Below are 20,374 nucleotides of genomic sequence, written 5' to 3'. Positions count from 1 at the left end.
AGTGGAAAAGTACTGATTCCAGGAGTAACCCCTTGAAGCGCGTCACCCGGATGCTTCCGGCACTGGTCGTCACCCTGGTCGCCGCGACCGCCTGCGCGGCGGAGAGTGTGCCCGGCCAGCGAGCTCAGGCCGCTTACCAGGCGGCCGTCGTTCCCGCGGCGGCGGTGGCCCCCACGGGGTCGCCGACTCCGACCTCTGGTAAGAAGCCCAAGCTCGGCATCGCCGACATCACCCCCATGGGGGAGAAGACCGAAAAGGTGGGTGTCGGGTTCCCGATCATCGTCACCTTCGACCGCGACGTGAAGGACAAGGCGGCCGTCGAGGCGCTGCTGGACGTCAAGGCGGAGAAGGTGGTGGACGGCGCCTGGCGCTGGGTGTCCGAGCGCAAGGTCATCTACCGGACGAAGACGTACTGGAAGCCGTACCAGAAGGTGCTCTTCACCGCGCGGCTGTCCGAACTGCCCGGGAACGAGGGCGCCAAGAACGTCTCCCGCCGGTTCGCCGTCGGCGCGAAGAACATCTCCGTGGTCAACACCCGGCAGCACCAGATGAAGGTCTACCGCAACGGCAAGCTGGCCAAGAAGATCGCGATCAGCGCCGGCAGGGGCGGCATGGTCAAGAACGGCGTGGACGTCTACCTCACCACCAGCGGCGTGCACCTGACGATGGGCAAGAAGGCCCTGGAGACCATGACCTCCTCCTGGATGGGCGTGACGGATCCCAAGGACCCGCGCTACTACAAGGAGAAGATCCCGTGGGCGGTGCGCATCTCCGACAGCGGTGAGTACGTGCACCAGAGCTACGGCGACTACCAGTTCCTGGGCCGTTCCAACCAGAGCCACGGCTGCGTGCGCGCCACCCCGGCCGGGGCCAAGTGGTTCTACAAGATCGCCCAGCGCGGGGACGTCGTGAAGATCACCGGCACCAAGCGCAAGCTCCAGTGGAACAACGGCTGGAGCTACTGGCAGCTCAACTGGACCCAGTGGAAGAAGGGCAGCGCCCTGAAGAGCTGACCCGCCCCTTTTCGCCCTCGGGGACGCCGCCCACCAGCGGCGTCCCCGGGTCACGGCTCAGAGGCATCTCCGAGCCACACCTCAGAGCTTCTCCTGCGGTGGCGTCCCCGGGTGTTCGCAGCTCAGAGCTTCTCCAGCGGTGCGTACGCCAGCAGCAGCGTCTTCTCCCCGCCACTTCCGAAGTCGATCTTGACCTTGGTCTTCTCCGCGACCCCGTCCACGGACACCACCGTGCCCAGCCCGAACGCGTCGTGCGAGACCCGATCCCCGGGCGTCAGCGAGGGCACCTTACGCCCGCCGCTCTTGGCCGCGGGCGAGGCCGGACGCGCGGCAGGCTCACGGCGGGTGGCGGCACTCCAGGCGGACTTCTCCGGGTCGGTACGCCAGTCGAGGAGCTGCCCCGGCACCTCGTTGACGAACCGCGAGGCGGGATTGAACGACGGCGCCCCCCAGGAGCTGCGTACGGCCGCCCGCGTGATGTAGAGCCGCTGCTGCGCCCGGGTGATCCCGACGTAGGCCAGCCGCCGCTCCTCCTCCAGCTCCTTCGGCTCGCCCAGCGACCGCACGTGCGGGAACACGCCGTCCTCCATGGCCGTCAGGAACACCACCGGGAACTCCAGCCCCTTGGCCGTGTGCAGCGTCATCAGGGTCACCACGCCCTGCCCGCCGTCCGCCTCGGGGATCTGGTCGGCGTCGGCCACCAGCGACACCTGCTCCAGGAACTCCACCAGCGTGCCCTCCGGGTTGGCCTCCTCGAACTCGGAGGCCACGGAGATGAGCTCGTTGAGGTTCTCCAGGCGGGACTCGTCCTGCGGGTCTTCGGAAGCCTCCAGCTCGGCGCGGTAGCCGGTGGCCACCAGCACCTCCTCGGCCAGCGCCGAAGGCGGCATGCCCTGCCCCTTGGCGATCAGCTCCTCGATGAGGGCGACGAACTCCTTCACGGCGTTGAGCGAGCGCGTGGCCATCCCGTACGCCTCGTCGGAGCGGCGCAGCGCGTCCCAGTAGGAGATGCGCTCGCGCGAGGACAGCGCCTCGATCGTGGCCTCGGCCCGGTCGCCGATGCCGCGCTTGGGCACGTTGAGAATGCGTCGCAGCGACACCACGTCGGCCGGGTTGGCCAGCACCCGCAGGTAGGCCAGCAGGTCCTTGACCTCCTTGCGCTCGTAGAAGCGCACACCCCCGACCACCTTGTACGGCAGGCCGGTGCGGATGAAGATCTCCTCGAACACGCGGGAGGCCGCGTTGGTGCGGTAGAAGACCGCGACCTCGCCCGGCTTGACGTCGTCCTCGTCGCTGAGCCGATCGACCTCCTGGGCCACGAACATGGCCTCGTCATGCTCGTTGTCGGCCACGTAGCCCACGATCTTGGCCCCGTCGCCCTGGTCGGACCAGAGGTTCTTGGGCTTGCGCGACTCGTTGCGCGAGATCACGGCGTTGGCGGCGGCCAGGATGTTCTGGGTGGAGCGGTAGTTCTGCTCCAGCAGGATCGTCCGGGCGTCGGGGTAGTCGCGCTCGAACTCCAGGATGTTGCGGATCGTCGCGCCGCGGAAGGCGTAGATGGACTGGTCGGCGTCGCCCACCACGCACAACTGGGACATGTCGGTGCCAGAACGCACCAGGTCGCCGTCGTCCGTGCGCAGCTCGGGATGCCCGACCAGCTCCCTGATCAGGATGTACTGGGCGTGGTTGGTGTCCTGGTACTCGTCCACCAGGACGTGCCTGAACCGCATCCGGTAGTGCTCGGCCACGTCGGGGAAGAGCTGGAACAACGTCACCGTGTTCATGATGATGTCGTCGAAGTCCATCGCGCCGGCCTCGGTCAGCTTGAGCTGGTAGGCCTTGTACGCCTGCGCGAGCGTCTTCTCCAGGTGCGAGCCGGCCCGGTCGATCGCCGTCTCGTAGTCGACCAGCTCGTTCTTGAAGTTGCTGACCTGCGCCGAGAACGAGCGCGGCGGGTAGCGCTTCGGGTCGAGCTCCATCTCCCTGCAGACCATGGCCATGAGCCGCTGCGAGTCGGCCTGGTCGTAGATCGAGAAGCTGGAGGGGAAGCCCAGCCGCTTGGCCTCGCGCCGCAGGATGCGCATGCAGGCGCTGTGGAAGGTCATCACCCACATCGCCTTGGAACGCGGCCCGACGAGCTTGTCGATGCGCTCCTTCATCTCCCTGGCGGCCTTGTTGGTGAAGGTGATCGCCAGGATCTCGCCCGGATGCACCTCGCGCTCGGCCAGCAGGTACGCGATGCGATGCGTGAGCACCCGTGTCTTGCCCGACCCCGCCCCGGCCACGATGAGCAGGGGGCTGCCGTGATGGATCACGGCCTCGCGCTGTTGCGGGTTGAGGCCGTCGAGCAGGGCGTGATCAACAGAGACTTGGGTCGGCACCCACCTAGGTTAAGACGCTCCACTGACAAACGGCGCATGGAATGCCATCGACGGGGTGTGGGTTGTGCACCGATAAGGGCCCAGAAGGGGGAAACATGCTGCCGGAGAACGAGATCAACCGCGTGCTCGTCGTGACCGCCCACCCGGACGACGCCGATTTCGGCGCCGCCGGAAGCGTGGCGCTGTTCGTGGACAGGGGAGTGGAGGTCACCTACCTGCTGGTCACGGACGGTGACGCGGGTGGCAACGAGCGCGAGCTCGACAACACCGGCATGGCGGAACTGCGCAGGACCGAGCAGCGCACCGCCGCCAAGGCGGTTGGCGTGACGGACGTGCGTTTCCTCGGCTACTCCGACGGTCGGGTGGTGCCCTCGCTGGAGCTGCGGCGCGACATCGCCCGGGTGATCCGCCAGGTCAGGCCGGACCTGGTCATCACCCACCACCCCGACCGCAACTACCAGTTCATCGCCCCCAGTCATCCCGATCACCGCGCGGTGGGTGGCGCGGCCCTGGACGCGGTCTATCCGGACGCGCGCAATCCGTACGCGTTCCCGGAGCTGGTCAAGGAGGAAGGGCTGGAGGCGTGGACCGTACGTGAGGTGTGGTTGAACGGTGGTTCCACGCCCAACCATTGGGTGGACATCACCGAGGCCATGGACCGCAAGCTCGCGGCCTTGCAGTCACATGTGAGCCAGGTTTCCCACGTGGAGGGCTTCGCCGACTTCGTCAGAAGCCGCTTCGCCGCGTGGGCGGAGCAGGCCGGTTTCGGAGAGGGCCACTACGCGGAGGGGTTCCAGGTGGTCTCGACGGCCTGAGCCCTTGTGGGGCTCGTTCAGCTGTTCGGCTGTTCAGCTGGGCCTTCGGGAGCTTCACGGGCCTTCATGGGCCCTCAGGGAGCCATACACGGGCTTTCAACGGACTTCGACCCTGTGTCTTCGGCCGTGGGACCTCAGCGACGGAACCTCGGCCATGGGACCTCAGCCACGGAACCTCGGCCACAGGACCTCAGCCACAGGACCTCAGCCACGGAACCTTGGTCGTGGGACCTTGGCTGTGGGACCTCAGCCACAGGACCTCGGTCATGGGACCTCGCCGCTGGACCTCAGTCACGGGACCGATCCGGGTGGCACCACCCAGAGCGAGGGCTGTCCGGTCACCTCCGAGATGATGTCGAAGGCGTGTCCGTAGTGCAGGATCGTCGCCCCGTGCACCTCGGCACAGGCGGCGATCAGCAGCTCGTTCGGCCCGATCCCCCGGTGCTGGGAGATCTCGACGAGCTGCCGCTGCACGGCCACCGCCCGCGCCTGCACCTCCTGATCCACCGGAAGCAGGATGCACTGACGCTGCGCGTGCAGGATGCGCTGATAGTGGGCGTAGTCCCGCGCGCTGTAGAGCACCTCCAGGTCGATGACGCTGCAGGTCGCCACCGCCCGGGCCGCGTAGAGCGGCTGCAGGGCCTTGGCGATGACGTCGCTGACGCGGATACGGGCCAGGGCGCTCTTGTCGAGGAGATACATCAGTCCTGTCGTAGCCACGCATGCTTCGTGATCTCTGGATCCAGCAGATCCGGGCTCCCCTCCATGCGCCAGAACTCGAACGCCCTGCTCGCACCTGCTCTTTCCGCGTCCCTGTCGACGACCGCTCGCAGCGCGGCGTGGACCGTTTCTCTCATGGTCTGAGTGCCCAGCCTCTCCTGGGCCCCATCCAGGAGCTCCTTGTCGATGTCGATTACCGTACGCATGCAACACCACCTCCATACCTCCGGACGTGAACGAGATTGCGTGTTTTCGGGTACGCACCCGCAAGCGGCGCGGCCCCGAGATAAGGCGTCTCGCAGACGTTAAAGCCTGAGCAAGCCCAGGCCACGACCGGATCCGGGAGCCGGGGGAGAAAACAATGCCGCGAGGCGAAAACCTTCATCCCGCACGAGCCGTTGATCCACCCGCGCCTTCAAGTCGCCGACCACAATTGAGGGCCGGTCGGGGCGAACAGTTCATCTCAAGACATGGCCGAGATTCCACGGTTTCGCAGGGCGCACGACATTCCCTCGGGTCGGACCAGACCCAATCCTCCTCCAAGGAATGATCGCCGCCTTCATGGCAAAGGCCCAAAGAAATGATCTAAGCGGACGAGGCAGCGCGAGGCAGGGGAAGAGGGCAGGGCGGAATAGGCGGGCGAGGCGGGCTACAAGGGCGAGGCGGACGGCGTGGACGTCGTGGACGAGGCGGGCGCAGGTTCCAAAGACCGGGCGGACGCGGACTCCACAGAGGCAGACTCCACAGAAGAGGCGGACGCACGCTCCAACCCGGCCGCGATCCTGGCGAAGAGATAGCCGAGAGAGTTGGTGGCCAGATGCAACATGACAGGCGTCAGAAGACCACGACGGCGACGCAACTCGCAGAACAGCACCCCGGCCGCCGCCGTGGACACCACACTGCCGGCCACGACCCGCGCGGTGTCCAGATGACCGATTGACTCGCCCGCCGTAAGAGCACCGAGGGCGGGGTTGGCGCGGGCCATGTCGATGGCCGGGAGGATGTGCCAGAGCCCGAACAGGGAGGAGGAGATCGCCGTGGCGGCGGCAGTGCCGTGACTCTTGCGCACCATGGCGTACAGAGCCCCCCGAAAACCCACCTCCTCCAGCAGAACCGTGCCGAGGGGAACCTGCAGAAGGGCCTCTTCGAAGACGCGGGCGCGCGAGAGCGACAGGGCACGCTCGTCGCGAAAGAACTGCCTGGTACGCGGCGAGGCGATGCCGACCGTGTAACCGACGGCCACAGCGGCCGCTAAGACACCTCCGGCGACGGCCCCCCGGCGACCGTGCTCGAACCCGAGCTCCTGCCACGACACCCCGGACCTGCGCGCCATCGCGACCAGAGCGGCTGTCGCAACGGTGGAGGTCAGCGGTCCGAGGCGAGGCGCGATCTTGTTGTTGAGAACGTTGGCCGCAGTCAGGACGGCAATCGAGCGGAGCAACACCCTTGCAGGCTACGTGCCACCCAACGCCCCCGCGCGCAAGCCCACCAGCGACCAACATCGGTGCGTAAGCCCACCAGCGACCGACGCCGGTGCGTAAGCCCCACCAGCGACCGACGCCGGTGCGTGAGTCCACCCACCGCCGGCATCGGCGGGTGAGCCGCACGGCCCGCCGACGCCAGTGCGCCAGGTCACCGGCGACCGACATCGGTGGGTGGGGCCTGGGCAGTCAGGAGGCGGCTGGGCGGCGCCAGCCTTCGGGGAAGCGGGTACGGCGGCGTTCCTCTGGGGTCAGGCCGCCCCAGATGCCATCGGCCTCCCCAGCCCGTAAGGCGTAGGCGCGGCACTCCTCCATCACCTGGCAACTTCCGCAGACCGCCTTGGCGCGCGCCTCCTGAACGGGCGTGGGGGCGAGGGGAAAGAAGAGCTCAGGGTCGCTGGATCTGCATGCGCCCCTGCGCAGCCAGCCGATCTCCTCCAATGGCATGGGTCAAAGGTAGAGCGAGGACATGATCAGTAACATCATCCTGTGGGTTTACCCGCGAATACGCCCCGCGGATTGCCCGGAACCGCCACATACGCCCTAGGCAGGACGCCCACACCTACGCCCACGCCCCTACCACCAGCAGCCACCCACGCCCCCGCCATGCGCCCCACACCCCCGCCATGCGCTCCGCGTCCCCGTCATGCGCTCCGCGCTTACGTGAGCCCGCCAGGCACCCATGCCAAGCCCGCCACGTGCACGAGCCCCGCGCCCCGCGCGTATCTGAGCTCGCCAAGCACCCATGCCAAGCCCGCCACGTGCTCATCAGCTCATCAGCTCATCAGCCCGTCAGTTCGTCCCATCCCGTTCGTCCCGTCCCGTCAACAGGCCCCCACGCCACCCCTGTAGCCCGTCGCGAAAGACGCCTGCCGCTGCTCGGCCGTACCGTGAGCCGCCGGGTTGAGCCAGTCGTCCGTCGGGTCGCCTGCCGCCGCCAGGCTCATGATCAGTTCGTTCTCGTCCCCTTCCTCAGCCGTCAGCGCGCCCGAGCCGACCAGCGAGGACAGGGTGCCGCCCGCGTAGCAGTCGGCCTGTAGCTCTACCTGGACGTTGAGCTGGAACTGGGTCTGGAGCTGCGCCTGGACGGCATGTCCGAACTCATGCGGAATGATGACATAGACGGACCCGTCCCCCATCTCGGTCCGCAGCCCTTCCATCCACCCCTGGTCGTAGGCGATGAAGTGACCGTCCGGGCAGTAGAAGGCGTTGTTCGGCACGGCGGGCTCACCACCGCAGGCCGGTCCCGCCGTACCCGAGTAGGGGATGAAGTCGGCGATGGGCCGGTAGGTCCGGCCGAGCTGCCGGAACTGCTGCTCCCAGAACGCCTCCGTCAGCGTGCGAGCCGTCCGTACGTCCTCCTCGAAGGTGTCGGCACCCTCCGTGTCCATGGACGGCGCCCTCGCAACCCCGCAGGCCGCGGCGACCATGACCAGGCCCAAGGCCAGGACGGCGGCGACCAGGCCACGGCCCACGGTCACTCGCGCACCCTGGCCAGGCGGGAACGCAACCTTGCCCGCCATCAGCGGCGGACGGCCCGCGAACAGCCCGGCTCGAACGGGCGGCTGTCCGCCGAGCTCTCCCTCGGGACACACCGCTGGACGTGTCCCGGCTGCGGCGCCCCGCACGACAGGGACGCCAACGCCCTGCGCGACAGGGACGCCAACGTCCTGCGGGGCAGGGACGCCAGCGCCGCCGAGAACGCCATGGCGGCAGGTCTTACCGTGGTTGCCCGCGGAGGTGATGTCAGACATTCCGGGTCCTCCCGGGTACGGTCGGCGGCGGGACAGGAACCCCAGCCCGCGAGGACCGGATTCCCCGTACTGCGGCGGGACGGAGAGGGGTCAAGCATCCCAAAGATGTACGGGCTCGTTGGTGTGCATGCGTTCGATGTACTCCAGCGTCATGGCGCGCAGCGCCTCGTGCCGGTCGCCGGTGGTGCGTTCCTGCGCCCGTACCCGCCTCACCTGCCAGTCGGCCCCCGTACGACCGGTCAGGCAGCGGCCCTCGACGATGGACAGCAGCCGGTCGGCGACGGACCCGTGCACGCCCCACTTGGCCAGGCCCTCGTGGGCCATGGGGAGCAGTCGCCGCAGGATCAGCTCGGCGGCCGGCACCTCCCCGAGCCCCGGCCAGTACAGTCGCGCGTCCAGCCCGTACCGCGCCGCGGCGGTGAGGTTGTCCTCGGCGGCCCTGAACGACATCTGGCTCCAGATCGGCCGCTCGTCGTACGGGAGCATGCGCATCAACCCGTAGTAGAACGCGGCGTTGGCCGCGACATCGGACACCGAGGGCCCGGCAGGCAGGACGCGGTTCTCCACGCGCAGGTGCGGCACCCCGTTCACGACCGCGTACACCGGGCGGTTCCACCGGTAGATCGTGCCGTTGTGCAGGGTCAGCTCGTGCAGGTGGGGGATGCGGCCCTGTTCGAGTTCGGTGCGCGGGTCCTCCTCCTCGCAGAGGGGCAGCAGGGCGGGGAAGTAGCTGACATTCTCCTCGAACAGGTCGAACACGCTGGTGATCCACCGCTCCCCGAACCACACCCGAGGTCGTACGCCCTGCGTCTTCAGCTCCGCCGGCCGCGTGTCCGTGGCCTGCTCGAACAGCGCGATCCTGGTCTCCTTGTGCAGTTCCCTGCCGAACAGGTACGGCGCGTTGGCCGCCACCGCGACCTGGGCTCCGGCGATGGCCTGGGCCGCGTTCCAGTGGGCCGCGAACGTCTCGGGGCTGACCTGGAGGTGCAGTTGCACGCTGGTGCAGGCGGCCTCGGGGGCGAGGCTGTCGGCATGCGTGTCGAGGTGTTCCGCGCCCTCGATGGCCAGGTGCAGATCCTCGCCGCGAGCCGCGAAGATCTGCTCGTTGAGCAGGCGGTAGCGCGGGTTGGCGGAGAGCGTGCCCTCGCCGATGTCCTGCTCGCGCAGGGTGGGCAGGATGCCGATCATGAGCAGGTGGGCGTCCTGCGAGCGGGCGCGCTCCTCGGCGTGGTTGAGGCGGGACCTGACGTCGGCCTCCAGGCGGAGCGCCCCGTCACCGGCCAGGTCCTGGGGTTCGACGTTGATCTCGATGTTGAACTGGCCCAGCTCCGTCGCCCAGTCCGGCTGCGCGATCGCGGCGAGCACCTGGGCGTTGCGCATGGCCGCCTCGCCCGTCGCGTCCACGATGTTGAGCTCGATCTCCAGCCCCGCGAGCGGATGCTCGAACTCGAACCGCGACTCACGCAGCATCTGGGCGAAGACGTCGAGGCATCGGTGTACTTTTTCCCGATAATTCCGGCGGTCTTCCCTGCTGAACACGACGACCGGCACGTCTCTGCCCATATCAGAAAATGTTGCACGACGAAGCCGACTAGACCAGAGCCGGGGGCCGAAGTCGCCCACATGCCCTTCGCCCGCGTCAACGCCGCCCACCTGCCCTTCACCCGTGCCAGCATCGCCCACATGCCCTTCAGCCGCGTCAATGTCATCCACATACGCTTCAGCGGCGTCAGCGTCGTCGTCCACATGCGCTTCAGTCGCCTCGTCGTTGTCCACAGGCTTCGCCAGCCGCGTCCCCGTTGTCCACAGGCCGGTCAGCCGCGTCAACGCCGCCCACCGCGGCTGGCTAGGGTTCAGCCATGCGCGTTTTGATTACTGGTGGGGCGGGTTATATCGGGAGCACGGTCGCATCGGCGTGCCTGGACGCCGGTATCGACCCGGTGATTCTGGACAGCCTTGTGACGGGGCGGCGGGAGTTCGCCGAGGGCCGGACGTTCTACGAGGGCGACATCAGCGACGGCCCACTGATTGACAAGATATTTGCGGAAAATCCGGATATCGAGGCAGTCATCCACTGCGCGGCGCTCATCGTGGTCCCCGACTCCGTGGCCGACCCCATCGGCTACTACCGCGCGAACGTCGCCAAGAGCCTGGAGTTCGTCGACCACCTGCTGCGCAACGGCCGCACCCGGATGATCTTCAGCTCCTCGGCGTCGATCTACCGCACCGGCGACGACTTCACGGTGACCGAGGAGTCCCCGCTCGACCCCCAGAGCCCGTACGCGCGCACGAAGGCGGTCTGCGAGGGCATGTTCGCCGACGTCGCCGCGGGCAAGCCGATCAGGATCCTGTCCCTGCGCTACTTCAACCCGATCGGCGCCGACCCCAAGATGCGCACGGGCCTGCAACTCCGCCGTCCCAGCCACGCCCTGGGCAAGATGATCGAGGCGTACGAGGAACGCGTCCCGTTCCAGGTCACCGGCACCGACTACCCCACGAGCGACGGCACCGGCATCCGCGACTACATCCACGTCTGGGACCTGGCCACCGCCCACGTGGCCGCCCTGCGGCGCTTCGACGAACTCGGGGCCGACGTGATCAACCTGGGCACCGGCGCGGGGACCACGGTGCGCGAGCTGGCCGAGGCGTTCAACCGCGTCGTCGACCGCCCGATCGAGCTCGTCGAGGCTCCCGCCCGCCCCGGCGACGTGGCCGGCGCCTACACCCGCAGCGACCGGGCCCGCCAACTGCTGAACTGGCAGGCCCAGTACTCGATCGAGGAGGGCATCAGCCACTCACTCGAATGGGCAACCCTACGAGACTCCCGCCTGGCCTCAGACTGAGCTCCACCTGAGCCGAAGGCACCCCCGGCCCACCTGAGTGTGGGGGGCTGGGGCTGGCGTGCGCCCGGCTCGTCTGAGTGGGGTGCTGGGCGGAGGATGGGCCCGGTTCGCTTGGGTGGGGTGCTGGCCTGAGCGTGGGGTCGTCCTGGGTCGGGGGTGAGTCCGGCCCACCTGAGCGCGGGGTGCTGAGCCGGGGATGCGCCCGGCTTCCCTGGGTGAGGTGCTGGGCTGAGGGTGGGCCCAGCTTGCCTGGGTGAGGTTCAGGGTTGGGCGTGCGCGGGGCCGTCTGGTTTGAGTTGGGTTCCGAAGGCATCGGCCCAGGCGCAAATCCTGTCCGGCGCCGCCGCGCGGCCCGCTGGAGTCTTGCCGACCTTCTGCCGAAGTTCTGGCAGCCTTCCGCCGAAGTTCTGGCGACCTTCCGTTGAAGTTCTGGCAAGGAAAAGCCCTCCTCGGCCGAGGGTCGGCTGAGGAGGGCAGGGTGGGCGGTTTAGCCGCCGATGATGTCGTTCAGCTTCATGTCCATCAGTGCGGACGGGACCTCGTCCTCGCCCTCGGCGAACTGCGAAGTGACGCCCTCGGTCGGAGCCTTGATCGACACGGAGCTGCCCCAGCCGGAGTACGTCGTGCTCACGCTCACGGTGCCCGAACCGCCGACGACGGACCCGGGGAACGTCGAGACGAGCCGCGTCGGCAGGCCCTTGGAGTCGACCTCGATCTTCCAGGAGATCGACGTCTTCAGCGCCTTGGCGGCCGGCTTGCTCAGCCAGGTCGAGCGCAGCCACGGCGAGGCCTTCCACAGGTCGCTCACCTTGGCCTTGCCCGCGTACCCGTTGCTCGTGGGCTTGGCGCCCTTGAACAGGGTCTTGAGCGTGGCGGGCTCGGCCAGGTTCACCGGCTGGCCGAGCATGCCGGTGATGCCGCCGGTCGGGCCGCCGGGCATCTTGAACCAGGTCTCGCCCTCGGGCAGGAACCGCGTCCACATGCCGCCCGACAGGTAGGCCGTGTTACCGACCTTGATCGTGCGCTCCTCGGCGGCCAGCGCCTTGAGGGCCTCGCCGGCGTCGCCCTCGGGCAGTTCGCCCAGCTCGCTCAGCGAGATGTTGAACTTGCCGGTGATGTCGGAGGCCGCGATCCCGGACTTCTTGAACTGCAGGGTGCCCGTGCGCCGGACGAAGATCTGGCGGGACTTGCCCTCGATGATGGTCGTGCGCTCGGCGAACTTCACGCCCTTGCCGTCGACGAGCTGCTTCTTGACGGCGACCACCGGGTCCTTGGGGGCCGCGGCCAGCGCGGGGGTGGCGGTCACCAGTGCGGCGGTGGTGGCTAACGCCACGCCCGTCAGGATTCGCTTCATGCGGATTTTCCTTTGATGTTGAGGGGCATTGCTGTTCAGCGGGGCCGGGGTGGGCCCTGCGAAGTGCGTGGAGCTGGGGGATTGCTTGCCCGCTCAGCGAGCGGCCGGATCCGCTCCGCGCTCGGAGGCGCAGGTCGGAGGCCGTGCCGAGGCCCGGGATCGCGCGCCGGCCAGCGGCGCGGATGCCTGCGCCGGGCCTGCGAGAATGCGCGTCATCGGGTTTCCTTCGGCGTTACGAGAGCGGGGGGTAAGCCTTCCATTGGAAGATCACGGCTATATCTCGAGTGGCACGTCAAATGGCGTCTAATCGGTGCAATTTTGGTGCAGAGCCTGGTCCAGGCGGAGGTGAGATCACCGTCACATAGCGGCAGAACCGTGACCCGATGACCTGGGCAGGTCAAGCTTCGGGCTAGGCTTCACTGGCGGAAACGCCCGGCACGCACCCAGAGCGTAGGAGCTCGCCGTGAGTGGTAGCGATACAAGCCAACGAACGGCGAAGCGGACGCGACCGTCAGCGCAGTTGCCCGGGCCGTCGAACATCAGTCGGATAAGCAAGGACGGACCCTCGTGGACCTGTTCGAACATCAGGCGAAGGAGCTCTTCGCTGACTACGGCATCCCGGTGCCGCGCGGCATCGTCGCCCACACTGTGGAGGAGGTGCGGTCGGCCGCCACGGAGCTGACCGGCCGCGTCGTCGTCAAGGCCCAGGTCAAGACCGGCGGCCGCGGCAAAGCCGGCGGTGTGAAGGTGGCCGACGACGCCGCTGACGCCGTCGCCAAGGCCGAGGTCATCCTCGGCATGGACATCAAGGGCCACACGGTCCACAAGGTGCTCATCGAAGAGGCCAGCGCGATCGCGGAGGAGTACTACTTCTCCTTCCTGCTCGACCGCGCGAACCGTACGTTCCTCGCCATCTGCTCCGCCGCGGGCGGCATGGACATCGAAGAGGTCGCCCACACCTCGCCGGACAAGGTCGCCAAGGTGCCGGTCTCGGCGCTGACGGGGATCGACCGCGCCAAGGCCCGCGAGATCGCGGTGGCCGGCGGCCTGCCGGAGAAGGCGCTCGACGGCGCCGCCGAGCTCATCGAGAAGCTCTGGTGCTGCTTCGTCGACGAGGACGCCACGCTCGTCGAGGTCAACCCGATGATCCTGTCGGCCGACGGCCAGGTCAAGGCCCTCGACGGCAAGGTGACGCTGGACGAGAACGCCGCCTTCCGCCAGGCCGACCACGAGGCGCTGGCCGACAAGGCGGCCGAGGACCCGCTCGAGGCCAAGGCCAAGGAGAAGGACCTCAACTACGTCAAGCTCGACGGCAACGTCGGCATCATCGGCAACGGCGCCGGCCTGGTCATGTCCACCCTGGACGTGGTCGCCTACGCCGGCGAGGCGTTCCCCGGCAAGCCGTCGCCCGCCAACTTCCTCGACATCGGCGGCGGCGCCTCGGCCGAGGTCATGGCCGCGGGCCTGGAGATCATCCTCTCCGACCCGAGCGTCAAGTCGATCTTCGTGAACGTCTTCGGCGGCATCACCGCCTGCGACGCCGTCGCCAACGGCATCGTCTCGGCGTTCAAGCTCCTCGACAGCCGCGGCGAGAGCGTCACCCACCCGCTGGTGGTCCGCCTCGACGGCAACAACGCCCAGCTCGGGCGCCAGATCCTGGCCGACGCCGCGCTCCCGCGCGTCGAGCTGGTAGACACGATGGACGACGCGGCCAAGCGTGCCGCCGAGCTCGCTGCGGTAGGTGCGTGACCCATGGCCATCTGGTTGACTGAGAACAGCAAGATCATCGTTCAGGGCATGACCGGCGGTGAGGGCACCAAGCACACCCGCCGCATGCTCGCCTCCGGCGCCAAGGTCGTGGGCGGCGTCAACGCCCGCAAGGCCGGCACCACGCACGAGGGCCTGCCCGTGTTCGGGACGGTGCGCGAGGCGATGGAGCAGACCCGCGCCGACGTGTCGGTGGTGTTCGTGCCGCCGAAGTTCACCAAGGACGCGGTCAAGGAGGCCATCGACGCCGAGATCCCGCTCTGTGTGGTGATCACCGAGGGCGTGCCGGTGCACGACTCGACGGAGTTCTGGGCCTACGCGGTGGCCAAGGGCAACAAGACCCGCATCATCGGGCCCAACTGCCCCGGCATCGCCTCTCCCGGCTCCTCCAACGCCGGCATCATCCCCGCCGACATCACCACCGCCGGCCGCATCGGCCTGGTCTCGAAGTCCGGCACGCTCACCTACCAGCTCATGTACGAGCTGCGCGACTTCGGCTTCTCGACCGCCGTGGGCATCGGCGGCGACCCGGTGATCGGCACCACGCACATCGACGCCCTGCAGGCCTTCCAGGAGGACCCGGGCACCGACGCGATCGTGATGATCGGTGAGATCGGCGGCGACGCCGAGGAGCGGGCCGCCGCCTACATCGAGCAGCACGTCTCCAAGCCGGTCGTGGCCTACGTGGCGGGCTTCACCGCGCCCGAGGGCAAGACGATGGGCCACGCGGGGGCCATCGTGTCCGGCTCGGCCGGTACCGCCCAGGCCAAGAAGGAGGCCCTGGAGAAGGTCGGCGTCCGCGTCGGCAAGACCCCCTCCGAGACGGCCCGCCTGATGCGCGAGATCATGCAGGCTCGCTGACCCCAGAGCCGCTCCCCAAAAGCGACAAACCCCGCGCGACCCCCTTCGCGCGGGGTTTCGCACATCCAGCGACAACTCAAACGACCAACAAATCACCCAAAGGCGGCCAAAAGCCCCACAGGTCGCCAGGCGGAACGAGGGCAACGGGTCGCCGTCCGGGCCGAGGGGCACAGGTCGCCAGGTGGGCGAGGGCCCACAAGCCGCCACGGCGGATGACGGTCTGCATGTCGCCACGGAGCGGGGCTCACAAGCTGCCACGGCGGATGACCGTCTGCACGTCGCCACGGAACCGGGCCCACAGGGCGCCGTAACGGCGGCGAGCCACTGACCGAATCAGGAGCGTCTCCCTGGACAGGGGCGAGCCGGCGACGGCGGGTGGGGGCAACTCCGCGAAGCCGTAATAGATGAAGCTATGAACATCGGCGCGTCAACCAAGCTTTGGTCGGGAAAGATTGAGAAAATCGCACTGTGACGGCGATTCTCGACCAGTTGCGTACTGCCCCCAGGTCGGTGCTTGGCAAGCTCCCCGGGATCTCGACCGACGACGACGAGACGCGGCGACCGCTGCCGGTGTCGGGGATGCTGGCCGCCGTCTTCACGCTCGGTGTCGGACTCGCTACGCTGACGACACTAACCCTGGTCGGCTGGATCGCCGCCCCCCGTGGCACGCTGGGCGCCGGCCTGCCCGGAGTGTTCCGTACGGCGGCGCAGCTCTGGCTGGCCGCGCACCACGCCGGCTTCGCCATCCCCGGCGGACGCGTCGGCCTGCTGCCGCTCGGGCTGATGATCCTGCCCGCCATCCTGCTCTACCGCGCGGGCCGATGGATGGCCCGCGACGCCGACCTGCGGCTGCGCCTGCCCGCCCGGCTGCCCAAGAACAGCCCGAAGGAGCAGGCCGGCGCGCGCCGCCGCGCCCAGCTCGTCGTCATCACGCAGGCCGGGGTGTCGCTGGCGGCCCCGTACGCGCTGCTCGCGGGCCTGATCGCGCTCGTGACCAGCAACGAGATCACCCAGCCCTTCATCGGTGAGGCGCTGCTGAGCCACTTCGTGCTGGCGTTCCTGGCGGGCTCGCTGGCCGTCGCGCGCATGATCGGGCCGTGGCGGGTGATGCTGCGGCTGCTGCCCGAGCGCGTGCGCGCGCTGACGGTCGGCACCGCGGTCGCCACGGCGGTGCTGCTCGTGGCCGGGCTGGCGCTGGTGCTGGTCGCCATCGCGATCAACTTCGAGCAGGTCGGACAGCTCTCCGAGGTGCTCTCGCCCGGGTTCGTCGGCGGGGTGCTGCTGGTCCTGATCCAGGCCCTCTACCTGCTGAACGCCGTCGTCTGGGCCTTCTCCTACATCGCCGGGCCCGGGTTCGCCATCGGCGCGGACACCCTGGTCGCGCCCACCGGCGTGCAACTCGGCACCGTGCCCAGCCTGCCGCTGCTCGGCGCGCTGCCGGACAGCGGGACGGTGCCGGCGTGGATGATGGCGGTGGTCGCGCTGCCGTTCGCGGCCGGGGCCGTGGCGGGCGTGATGGTGGCCAGGATCTCACCCTCTCCCTCGTACGAGGCGGCGCCGCTGTGGGGTTTCCTCACCGGCGTCTCGACGGGGCTCGTGGCGGGGTTGCTGGCGGCGTTGTCCGGCGGGCCCATGGGCGGTGGGCGGCTGGCCACGGTCGGGCCCTCGGCCTGGGAGGTGGCGCTGTCGGTGGCGCTGGAGGTCGGCGTGGCCGCGGGCATCTCGGCGGGCGTGACCAACCTGCTGCTGCTCAACAAGCGCGCCCGGGTGCCGCTGGACAAGGCCGCCGCGCCCGTTCGCAAGGCGGGCGCCGCGCTGGCCAAGGCGGCGAGCAAGGTGGGCCTGGCCGAGTCCGAATCGCGCCCGCTGCCCGGCCACTGGCTGGACGCCACGGACGCCGACACCCAGGAGATCCCGGTCATCAGGGACGACTGGCAGGACGAGCACGCGTCGGCGGAGGCGGAGACGCAGGCCCAGGCCCGCCCGCGCCAGAAGGAGCCGGAGCAGCCGCCGGCGGACCGGCCACGGCGCACCGACATCGTGGACGAGTCCGACGACCGCGGCGGCCACGTCATCTACGTCGACCCGTACGCCTGGGACCGCGACTAGGACATCACACCGCTAAAGACGCAAAACCCAGCTACGACGTCGTCGGGTGTTGGTGGGCTTCGCGGAGGGGGCGGCCCTCCAGGCGGGCGGTGACGAGGCTGCCCAGGTTGGGGCAGTCCAGGATCTTGTCGTGCGGGCAGCGCACGGCGTGGCTGACGGCCTCGCGCGCCGCCTGGGCCTTGGCGATCTGCTCGTCGAGCTCGGCCAGCTTGCGCCGGGCCAGCTCGCGCCACTCCTCCGGCGCGCAGGTGAACGCCGCCATGAGCTCCTTCTGCTCGGCCAGCGAGAACCCGGCGTCGTGCAGCAGCAGGACGACCCCCACCTGGGCGAGCGCCGACTCGGGGTAACGGCGCTGACCCGAGACCCGCATGGGGGCGGGAAGCAGGCCGAGACTCTCCCAGTAACGCAGCGCGGAGGCGGCGACGCCGGCGCGGTGCGCCAGCTCTCCGATGGTCAGCAACTGATCGGGCATCGTGCCTTCAAGCGTACTTGAGGGCACGACGCCCGCCGTGAAGCCCTTGGATCAGGGCTGCATGGCGCCGAGCATCTCCAGCACGTCGGCCGGGAGCTTGCGTTCGGCCATGTCCCTGAACTGGGTGAAGCACTCGCCCTGCGAGGACACCGTGCCGGCGCCCTTCATGCACTCGGTGTAGGCCGAGTATTCGTCCATGAGGTAGAGCTGCATCGCCGTGGCCGCGGCGGACAGGGCCAGGGCGATCGAGGAGACGGCGATCCCGCCCACCGCCACGCCCGTGGGCTTGCTCGCACCCTTCAGCAGCGGCAGCGCCCGGATCCCGGCCATCAGCGCGAACAGCGCCATGACCAGGCCGGCCAGCGGCAACATGAACGTCATGGCCAGCGCTGCGATGGACAACCAGATCGCTCGGCGCCCCGCGGACTCCGCGGGCTGCTGGCCTGCCGGTGCCTTCACCGGTGTGGACACCTGACCTCCTCTGCGTCGCCGGACGATGAACAGATACCCTGTGACCCCCACCCTGTTTCCTCATTGGAGTGTGTGTGTCTAAGGCTGGGCGGCTCGTCGTCCTCGTCTCCGGCTCTGGAACCAACCTACAGGCCCTGCTGGACGCTTCTGCCGACCCCTCGTACGGGGCTCGCGTGATCGCGGTGGGCGCGGACAGGGATGGGATAGAAGGGCTGGTCAGGGCGACCAAGGCAGATATCCCGATTTTTGTGGAAAAACTGCGCGATTACCCGACACGAGCGGAGTGGGACGCCGCCATCGCGGCCAAGATCGCGTCGTACGAGCCCGACCTGGTCGTGTCCGCGGGCTTCATGAAAATTTTGGGTACGCCGACGCTCAACGCGTTCCCCCTGCTGAACACCCACCCCGCGCTGCTGCCGTCGTTCCCCGGCGCGCACGGCGTGCGGGACGCGCTGGCCCACGGGGTCAAGGTGACCGGCTGCACGGTCATGCTGGCCGACGAGGGCGTCGACTCGGGGCCCATCGTGGCGCAGGAGGCGGTGCCCGTGCTGCCTGACGACGACGAGGCGGTCCTGCACGAGCGCATCAAGGTGGCCGAGCGGCGCCTGCTCGTCGAGACCGTCGGCCGGATGGTCCGCGAGGGCTGGACGACCAGCGGGCGCTTTGTCCGAATCGGTAACCACACAGGAGGGGAATCCACGTGACTCGCTTCGCCATCCGGCGCGCGCTGATCGCTGTTTACGACAAGTCCGGGCTCGAAGAGCTGGCCAGAGCCCTCGACGGCGCCGGCGTGGAGATCGTCTCGACCGGTGGCACGGCCGCCGCGATCTCCTCCTTCGGCATCCCGGTGATGAAGGTGGAGCAGCTCACCGGCTTCCCCGAGTGCCTGGACGGGCGGGTCAAGACACTGCACCCGCGGGTGCACGCCGGGCTGCTGGCCGACGTCACCAAGCCGCACCACGTGGCCCAGCTCGACGAGCTGGAGATCGACCCGTTCCAGCTCGTGGTGGTGAACCTGTATCCGTTCCAGCAGACGGTGGCCTCCGGCGCCTCCGCCGAGGAGTGCGTCGAGCAGATCGACATCGGCGGCCCCGCCATGATCAGGAGCGCCGCCAAGAACCACAACACCTGCGCGGTCGTGGTGGACCCGAGCGCCTACGGCGACGTGCGCGACGCGCTGGCCGCGGGCGGCTTCACGCTGGCCGAGCGCAGGCGGCTGGCGGGCATCGCGTACGCGCACACGGCCTCCTACGACGTGGCCGTGGCGAACTGGTTCGCCGGCTCGGACACGGGCGAGGGTGAGTTCCCCGAGTTCACGGGGGCGACGTACCAGCGCAAGGCCACGCTGCGCTACGGCGAGAACCCGCACCAGAGCGCGGCGATCTACACGGGCGGCACGGACGGGCTGGCGAGCGCCGAGCAGTTGCACGGCAAGGAGATGTCCTACAACAACTACCTGGACGCCGACGCCGCCTGGCGGGCCGCCTGGGACTTCGCCGAGCCCTGCGCGGCCATCATCAAGCACCAGAACCCGTGCGGCATCGCCATCGGCGCCGACGTGGCCGACGCCCACCGCAAGGCGCACGCCTGCGACCCGGTCTCTGCGTACGGCGGCGTGATCGCGGTCAACCGCACGGTCACGGAGGAGCTGGCCAGGCAGATCTTCGACGTGTTCACCGAGGTCGTCATCGCGCCCGCCTACGACGAGGCGGCGCTTGAGGTGCTGCGCGGCAAGAAGAGCCTGCGCCTGCTGCTGTGCTCCCGGGGCCCGTCGGAGCCCACCGAGTTCCGCAAGGTCTCGGGCGGCCTGCTGGTGCAGACCGTGGACCGCGCCGACGCGCCCGGCGACTCGGCGGAGCGGTGGGAGCTCAAGACCGGCGCGGCCGTCTCACCCGAGGTGCTGGCGGACCTGGAGTTCGCCTGGCGCGCCTGCCGCTCGGTGAAGTCCAACGCCATCCTGCTGGCCAGCGGCGGTGCGACCGTGGGCGTGGGCATGGGGCAGGTCAACCGGGTCGACTCGTGCCGCCTGGCGATCACCAGGGCGGGGGAGCGGGTGGCCGGCGCCGTGGCGGCCTCGGACGCCTTCTTCCCCTTCCCCGACGGGCTGGAGGTGCTGGCGGAGGCCGGCGTGCGCGCGATCGTGGAGCCCGGCGGCTCGGTCAAGGACGAGCTGGTGATCGAGGCCGCCCAGAAGGCCGGCATCAGCCTCTACTTCACCGGCACCCGCCACTTCTTCCACTAAATCAGGAAATAAGGGGCGACATGGTCATCTGTGTCGCCCTTTATCCCATTTCGCCGCGAGCACTCCCGGAACCGGGCTACCCTGACTCCAT

Annotated in this window: 18 protein-coding genes; 8 read left to right on the top strand and 10 right to left on the bottom strand. The window is 68.9% G+C overall.

Annotation, left to right across the window (positions count from 1 at the left end):
* Positions 1-32: 32 nt before the first annotated feature.
* Entirely contained in the window at positions 33-1,013 is a 981-nt protein-coding gene (locus tag AB0I81_RS28695; RefSeq protein WP_360662683.1) for a L,D-transpeptidase, read from the top strand.
* A gap of 122 nt (positions 1,014-1,135) precedes the next feature.
* Here the strand turns inward: AB0I81_RS28695 and pcrA are convergent, their stop codons facing one another.
* Complete coding sequence (gene pcrA / locus AB0I81_RS28690) at positions 1,136-3,364, bottom strand: DNA helicase PcrA (protein ID WP_360662798.1); 2,229 nt, start codon at positions 3,362-3,364, stop codon at positions 1,136-1,138.
* 125 nt (positions 3,365-3,489) lie between these two features.
* Between pcrA and AB0I81_RS28685 the strand changes: the two genes are divergently transcribed.
* Positions 3,490-4,209: a PIG-L deacetylase family protein gene (locus AB0I81_RS28685; protein WP_360662681.1), complete on the top strand. Its 720-nt coding sequence runs from the start codon at positions 3,490-3,492 to the stop codon at positions 4,207-4,209.
* Positions 4,210-4,500: 291 nt separating this feature from the next.
* Here the strand turns inward: AB0I81_RS28685 and AB0I81_RS28680 are convergent, their stop codons facing one another.
* From AB0I81_RS28680 to AB0I81_RS28655, 6 genes are all read right to left on the bottom strand, one after another.
* Entirely contained in the window at positions 4,501-4,911 is a 411-nt protein-coding gene (locus AB0I81_RS28680; protein ID WP_360662679.1) for a PIN domain-containing protein, read from the bottom strand.
* Positions 4,911-5,135 carry a type II toxin-antitoxin system VapB family antitoxin gene (locus tag AB0I81_RS28675; protein WP_360662677.1) on the bottom strand — a complete coding sequence of 75 codons (225 nt, stop codon included), beginning with the start codon at positions 5,133-5,135 and terminating at the stop codon, positions 4,911-4,913. The genes AB0I81_RS28680 and AB0I81_RS28675 overlap by 1 nt, the downstream gene beginning before the upstream one ends.
* 443 nt (positions 5,136-5,578) lie before the next feature.
* On the bottom strand, positions 5,579-6,373 hold the full coding sequence (locus AB0I81_RS28670; protein ID WP_360662675.1) for a CPBP family intramembrane glutamic endopeptidase: 795 nt from the start codon (positions 6,371-6,373) through the stop codon (positions 5,579-5,581).
* Positions 6,374-6,599: 226 nt separating this feature from the next.
* Complete coding sequence (locus AB0I81_RS28665) at positions 6,600-6,857, bottom strand: WhiB family transcriptional regulator (RefSeq protein ID WP_360662673.1); 258 nt, start codon at positions 6,855-6,857, stop codon at positions 6,600-6,602.
* Between the two features lie 377 nt (positions 6,858-7,234).
* Positions 7,235-7,891 (bottom strand): neutral zinc metallopeptidase, encoded by a 657-nt coding sequence (locus AB0I81_RS28660; protein ID WP_360662671.1) that lies wholly within the window; start codon positions 7,889-7,891, stop codon positions 7,235-7,237.
* A gap of 363 nt (positions 7,892-8,254) precedes the next feature.
* A complete protein-coding gene (locus AB0I81_RS28655) occupies positions 8,255-9,727 on the bottom strand; it encodes a glutamate--cysteine ligase (RefSeq protein ID WP_360662669.1) in 1,473 nt (490 codons plus the stop codon).
* A gap of 296 nt (positions 9,728-10,023) precedes the next feature.
* On the opposite strand from AB0I81_RS28655, the gene galE reads away from it, so the two are divergent.
* Positions 10,024-11,007 carry a UDP-glucose 4-epimerase GalE gene (gene galE, locus AB0I81_RS28650; RefSeq protein WP_360662667.1) on the top strand — a complete coding sequence of 328 codons (984 nt, stop codon included), beginning with the start codon at positions 10,024-10,026 and terminating at the stop codon, positions 11,005-11,007.
* Between the two features lie 487 nt (positions 11,008-11,494).
* Here galE and AB0I81_RS28645 read toward each other — a convergent pair whose 3' ends face one another.
* Positions 11,495-12,361, bottom strand: coding sequence for a hypothetical protein (locus AB0I81_RS28645; RefSeq protein ID WP_360662665.1), 867 nt, complete (start codon positions 12,359-12,361; stop codon positions 11,495-11,497).
* Positions 12,362-12,928: 567 nt separating this feature from the next.
* On the opposite strand from AB0I81_RS28645, the gene sucC reads away from it, so the two are divergent.
* The 3 genes from sucC (at position 12,929) to AB0I81_RS28630 (ending at position 17,098) form a co-directional block, all read left to right on the top strand.
* Positions 12,929-14,110 carry an ADP-forming succinate--CoA ligase subunit beta gene (sucC, locus tag AB0I81_RS28640; RefSeq protein WP_360662663.1) on the top strand — a complete coding sequence of 394 codons (1,182 nt, stop codon included), beginning with the start codon at positions 12,929-12,931 and terminating at the stop codon, positions 14,108-14,110.
* A 3-nt stretch (positions 14,111-14,113) separates the two neighbouring features.
* On the top strand, positions 14,114-14,989 hold the full coding sequence (gene sucD / locus AB0I81_RS28635; protein ID WP_360662661.1) for a succinate--CoA ligase subunit alpha: 876 nt from the start codon (positions 14,114-14,116) through the stop codon (positions 14,987-14,989).
* A 468-nt stretch (positions 14,990-15,457) separates the two neighbouring features.
* Positions 15,458-17,098 (top strand): DUF6350 family protein, encoded by a 1,641-nt coding sequence (locus AB0I81_RS28630; protein WP_360662659.1) that lies wholly within the window; start codon positions 15,458-15,460, stop codon positions 17,096-17,098.
* 31 nt (positions 17,099-17,129) lie between these two features.
* Here the strand turns inward: AB0I81_RS28630 and AB0I81_RS28625 are convergent, their stop codons facing one another.
* Positions 17,130-17,570 carry a MerR family transcriptional regulator gene (locus tag AB0I81_RS28625; RefSeq protein WP_360662657.1) on the bottom strand — a complete coding sequence of 147 codons (441 nt, stop codon included), beginning with the start codon at positions 17,568-17,570 and terminating at the stop codon, positions 17,130-17,132.
* 51 nt (positions 17,571-17,621) lie between these two features.
* Complete coding sequence (locus AB0I81_RS28620) at positions 17,622-18,041, bottom strand: hypothetical protein (RefSeq protein WP_360662655.1); 420 nt, start codon at positions 18,039-18,041, stop codon at positions 17,622-17,624.
* A gap of 74 nt (positions 18,042-18,115) precedes the next feature.
* Here AB0I81_RS28620 and purN point away from each other — a divergent pair, with 74 nt between their 5' ends.
* Both purN and purH read left to right on the top strand, forming a co-directional pair.
* Positions 18,116-18,745, top strand: a complete 630-nt coding sequence (gene purN, locus AB0I81_RS28615) for a phosphoribosylglycinamide formyltransferase (protein WP_360662653.1) — start codon at positions 18,116-18,118, stop codon at positions 18,743-18,745.
* Positions 18,742-20,283, top strand: a complete 1,542-nt coding sequence (gene purH / locus AB0I81_RS28610; RefSeq protein WP_360662651.1) for a bifunctional phosphoribosylaminoimidazolecarboxamide formyltransferase/IMP cyclohydrolase — start codon at positions 18,742-18,744, stop codon at positions 20,281-20,283. The genes purN and purH overlap by 4 nt, the downstream gene beginning before the upstream one ends.
* The last annotated feature ends 91 nt before the right edge of the window (positions 20,284-20,374 follow it).

The sequence above is a fragment of the Nonomuraea sp. NPDC050404 genome (genome assembly GCF_040655495.1).
GTDB lineage: Bacteria > Actinomycetota > Actinomycetes > Streptosporangiales > Streptosporangiaceae > Nonomuraea.
Note: the sequence above shows the minus strand (reverse complement) of the source record. Positions and strands in the feature narration are given on the sequence as shown.

Bases quoted from the DNA above. Each gene is read 5' to 3' on its own strand.
- AB0I81_RS28685 (WP_360662681.1), top strand. From the start codon at position 3,490: ATGCTGCCGGAGAACGAGATCAACCGCGTGCTCGTCGTGACCGCCCAC.
- sucD (WP_360662661.1), top strand. From the start codon at position 14,114: ATGGCCATCTGGTTGACTGAGAACAGCAAGATCATCGTTCAGGGCATG.
- AB0I81_RS28645 (WP_360662665.1), bottom strand. From the start codon at position 12,361: ATGAAGCGAATCCTGACGGGCGTGGCGTTAGCCACCACCGCCGCACTG.
- AB0I81_RS28655 (WP_360662669.1), bottom strand. From the start codon at position 9,727: ATGGGCAGAGACGTGCCGGTCGTCGTGTTCAGCAGGGAAGACCGCCGG.
- AB0I81_RS28675 (WP_360662677.1), bottom strand. From the start codon at position 5,135: ATGCGTACGGTAATCGACATCGACAAGGAGCTCCTGGATGGGGCCCAG.
- AB0I81_RS28665 (WP_360662673.1), bottom strand. From the start codon at position 6,857: ATGCCATTGGAGGAGATCGGCTGGCTGCGCAGGGGCGCATGCAGATCC.
- AB0I81_RS28680 (WP_360662679.1), bottom strand. From the start codon at position 4,911: ATGTATCTCCTCGACAAGAGCGCCCTGGCCCGTATCCGCGTCAGCGAC.
- galE (WP_360662667.1), top strand. From the start codon at position 10,024: ATGCGCGTTTTGATTACTGGTGGGGCGGGTTATATCGGGAGCACGGTC.
- AB0I81_RS28625 (WP_360662657.1), bottom strand. From the start codon at position 17,570: ATGCCCGATCAGTTGCTGACCATCGGAGAGCTGGCGCACCGCGCCGGC.